This is a genomic window from Mesorhizobium sp. M7A.F.Ca.CA.001.04.2.1 (genome assembly GCF_003998485.1).
In the GTDB taxonomy this organism is placed as follows: domain Bacteria; phylum Pseudomonadota; class Alphaproteobacteria; order Rhizobiales; family Rhizobiaceae; genus Mesorhizobium; species Mesorhizobium ciceri.
Genome location: NZ_RZQT01000242.1, coordinates 1 through 3,712, shown reverse-complemented (window position 1 = coordinate 3,712; position 3,712 = coordinate 1). Strand labels below are relative to the sequence as shown.

4 protein-coding genes are annotated in these 3,712 nt (G+C 55.2%); 3 read left to right on the top strand and 1 reads right to left on the bottom strand.

Annotated features, from left to right (window positions below; translation table 11 throughout):
• Positions 1-346 precede the first annotated feature (346 nt).
• The 3 genes from EN955_RS33925 to EN955_RS33915 all read left to right on the top strand — a co-directional run bounded on the left by EN955_RS33925 (position 347) and on the right by EN955_RS33915 (position 2,898).
• The gene (locus EN955_RS33925) at positions 347-1,714 is read left to right on the top strand and encodes an HD domain-containing protein (RefSeq protein WP_127219230.1); all 1,368 of its coding nucleotides are present in this window, start codon (positions 347-349) and stop codon (positions 1,712-1,714) included.
• Positions 1,714-2,199, top strand: a complete 486-nt coding sequence (locus tag EN955_RS33920) for a hypothetical protein (protein WP_127219231.1) — start codon at positions 1,714-1,716, stop codon at positions 2,197-2,199. Before EN955_RS33925 ends, EN955_RS33920 begins: the two co-directional genes overlap by 1 nt.
• A gap of 174 nt (positions 2,200-2,373) precedes the next feature.
• The gene (locus tag EN955_RS33915) at positions 2,374-2,898 is read left to right on the top strand and encodes a hypothetical protein (protein WP_013532008.1); all 525 of its coding nucleotides are present in this window, start codon (positions 2,374-2,376) and stop codon (positions 2,896-2,898) included.
• Between the two features lie 119 nt (positions 2,899-3,017).
• Here EN955_RS33915 and EN955_RS33910 read toward each other — a convergent pair.
• The coding region (locus EN955_RS33910; RefSeq protein WP_127223560.1) for a glutamine amidotransferase at positions 3,018-3,712 on the bottom strand (695 nt) is incomplete at its 5' end.

Below are 3,712 nucleotides of genomic sequence, written 5' to 3'. Positions count from 1 at the left end.
GATCAGCCGGAACCAACTGATCCAGCGTTACCATCTCGAGCGCGGTCTGTTCAGGGGCGGGTCGCTTCAACATGACCCAGTGAATCAAAAACCCCCGGCAAATGCCAGGGGTTTGTCAGCAGCCTGAGGCCGCCCTCGAGGCGGCCTTTTTCGTTGCGAGGTTTGTTGCATGCAACAGAGGCCCGAGCCCGCGTTTCGAATCCACACCGCCTGATTTTGAGAAGATCAGATGGTGTGACCGTGACCCAGCAGATAAATTTCTGATGAGAAGCTGGGTGGCTGAGTCAAAGTCAGATTTTGTTGTCTTTGTGTTATTTTGGAGAGGGGAAACGATTCGGGCGACAACGTGAAACCACAAAGGATACGAGATCCGCTACACGATCTCATTGAATTCTCTGAAACCGCGTTTGAGCAAGCGCTTTGGGATGCAGTTAATTCCGAAGAAATGCAGCGGCTTAGGAGGATTAAACAACTTGGATTTTCTGAGCTTGTTTATCCAGGAGCCACGCACACGAGGCTGGCTCACAGCTTAGGTGTGTTCCATACCGCTCGAGAGCTATCAGGCCGGGTCAGGAAATTTCTTGGTAGAGACTTCGATGAAGATCGCGAAAAAATCGCTCTTGCCGCTGCGTTGGTGCATGACTTGGGTCATGGGCCGTTTAGCCATGCGTTTGAAGACGCAATGAAGAAGATTGCAAAGGCACGGGACCAGAAGGTCGAAAAGCGGCATGAGATTTGGACCGCTGACATCATTCGTGAGAATACGGACATCGGCAGACGCATCGAAAAGGGAATGGGCAAAGAGGCAAGAGAGGCTGTTGCCACTTTGCTGCTGCAGGAAACGCCGACCGACATCTATTCGGGAATCGTTTCGAGCCAATTCGATGCTGACCGCCTCGACTATCTTCGTCGAGACCGGCTTATGACCGGTGTCAGTCATGGAAGTTTTGACTATTTCTGGTTGCTCGCCAATCTCGAGGTCGACCAGGTGCCGTTCTCGACGGATGGTGAGGATTACGCGAATATCGATAGTTTGGTGCTTGGGAATAAGGCATTTCAGGCAGCCGAAGCGTATGTTCTTGGTTTGTTTCATATGTATTTTGCTGTATATTTCCACAAGGCGACCAGATCGGCAGAAAAAATTCTAACCGCCCTTTTGGTCCGGCTGGGAGAGTTGATTTTGGATGGAAATGTCGCAGCGACCGGTCTCGACTCGGCTCATCCGATTACTGAGTTCTTGGTCGATTCGACCCTCAGGAATTATCTGACCCTTGACGACTCGGTTGTGTGGGGCAGTTTGCCGCTTATGGTGCGCGCGTCTGACGACCACATAAAACATTTGGCGTCCAGGCTTCTTCGAAGGGACCTGTATAAAGCCTTTGATGTGACCGAATATTTTAAGGGTCGGGGTGGAGAGGCGTCGGTAGCTAAATTTCGAGCCGCCCTATCTGAGGCAAAAAAAGCAGATGGTTTTGGATATCTCGAAATTTTTGAGGATTCCCCAGCTAGGGATCCTTACAAGAGGCGTGGGTACGATACGCCTGAGGCCCTCTCAAAGGTCCTTATACGTGGGTCACCAGGCGGCCCTTATCAGGATTTGGCCGAATTGTCGGATGTAGTTAGCGCATTACAAAAGCGTACGGTGTACCGCGTCTATGCCGGTAATGCTAATGCACTGAAAAAAGTGAAACAAATCGCGATGGGAGTGGGATGATGACAAACTCCACAGATATAGCAAAGATATTGAATCTTAATGGAGGCGAACTAGTTGGAAAAACCCGACTCCAAAAAACCTTCTATTTTCTTGAGCGCCTTGGCATCGGATTTGGTTATGACTTTCAATACTATCACTATGGACCGTACAGTGAGGAGCTGACTATCTCTGCTCAGGATTCTGTGGCGCTTGGATTCGTAAATCACGATAAGCGCGTCGGAACTAGGTCTCAATTGTATTCGGTGTTTCAGTCGCTTTTGAAAGATGAACGCGATCCACTGGATGCTTCGCGAAAGCACGCCCTGAAAATTCTCGCCGGGTATGATCCAATTTCACTAGAGCTTGCTGCGACTGCAGACTTTTTGGAGAGCGCTGGCTATGGCTTGGATGCTTGGTCAGAGACTGCCGTCAGGAAGTCATCGAAGGCGACGCCTGAACGTATAGAGAAAGCCAAAAAGTTGCTCTCAGATCTCCAAGGGCTCTAGACGTGCAATTATGACCTTCGATAATTTATAGCGCTTTCAGGCCGCCCTCGAGGCGGCCTTTTTCGTTGCCAAACTGCAACAGCCGCCATGCTTCGCGAGCGACGGCCTGTGGCGACCAAGCTTTGATCATTATCTGCGCTTCTATTGCAAGCCGCTTGGTTGTTGGAGGGCGTGTTGAGACTGTTCGTCGAATTGGGACACGCTTCGGCAATCGCGCTGATCCTTATCTCGGTCTGCGGCATTGCCCAGGCCGGCACGGTGCCTGACAACTGGCGCTTCGGCACGAGTGAAGACGGCCTCGTGACGGCCTCGCTCTACGCCACCAACAAACTGATCACCGGCGGCGGTGCCTTGAGCTACAGCCCGATCCTGACGATTGCCTGCCGGGCAAACGGCGAGCCGCATTGGACTGAATGGCTGCAACTGAACGACGCTGTTTCGGCCAGCCGCAAGATCACCATGTCGATTACGGTCGATCAGGAGAGCAAGTTCGACGAAAGCTGGTCGGTCGGGCCGCGCGGCCGGATGCTGGTGCGCGATGGCGCCGACGGCATCAGGCGCCTTGTCGCCGCGAACCGGCTCCAGCTTTCGTGGCGGTTCGGGCTGCTGGCGGGGCGCGGCGAGGCCGATTTCGACCTCGCCGGGTTCGGCGAAGCGGTCAGCCAGGTTGCCGGAAACTGCAACACCGATCCGCCGTGAACGACCGTGAGGCGAAGGCGGCAACGGCCGAGCTCGCCGTTCCCGGTGATGCTGATCGGCTTCAAACCTTTGTTCTCATACATGTCGTTGCCCCAAAAACGCACTTTGGGGCGACATCTTCAAACGGCGTTGCTGACCCAGCGGAGCACGTTGGTCCAAAGCCGTGCATAGCCGGGCCATTCGACAAAACTGTTCGGCAGCCAGTGCGGTCCGATGTCCGACGTCCAGACCAGCGTGCGCCCTTCGCCGTGACGCCCGGTGACCAGCAGGGGATGGCCGCCCTGGTCCTGCGGCAGCCGCGCCAGAACCTCGACATCGTCGCGATCGCGGGCGACGACCTCGTTGGCGCCGAGCAGCAGCGGCCATTCGCCCTCAATGCCGGCAAAAAGCGGATGGTCTCTTGAACCAGTGATCTCGGGACGAAAGCCCTCCGGAATTTCGAGCCGGTCATCATTGGGAAGGCAGGTCACCGGCAGCGCCTCCTCGACCGCCGTGCGATGCCAGCGCGCCTTGCCGTCAATGCCTTGGAAGCTGAAGTAACCGCCGATCATGATCAGGCCGCCGCCGGCCAGCGTCCAGTCGCGCAGGAGCTTGAGCCGGTTCGGCACTGTCTTGCCGTGCAGCCAGACATCGGGATGAAGCAGCAGCGAGTTTGCGCCAATGTCGGACAGGATGATCGTCCTGTATTGCGACAGCCCTTCCATGGTGAAAGGCAGCTTCTCGACGGCCTCATGAGCGGGCATGTAGTCGAGATCGAATTCGCTGTCCTTCAAGGCGTCGACCAGGGGCGTTGCCCCGAGATGGAAGGTGACGC

Coding starts and splice junctions, on each gene's coding strand:
- EN955_RS33920 (WP_127219231.1), top strand. CDS start 1,714: ATGACAAACTCCACAGATATAGCAAAGATATTGAATCTTAATGGAGGC.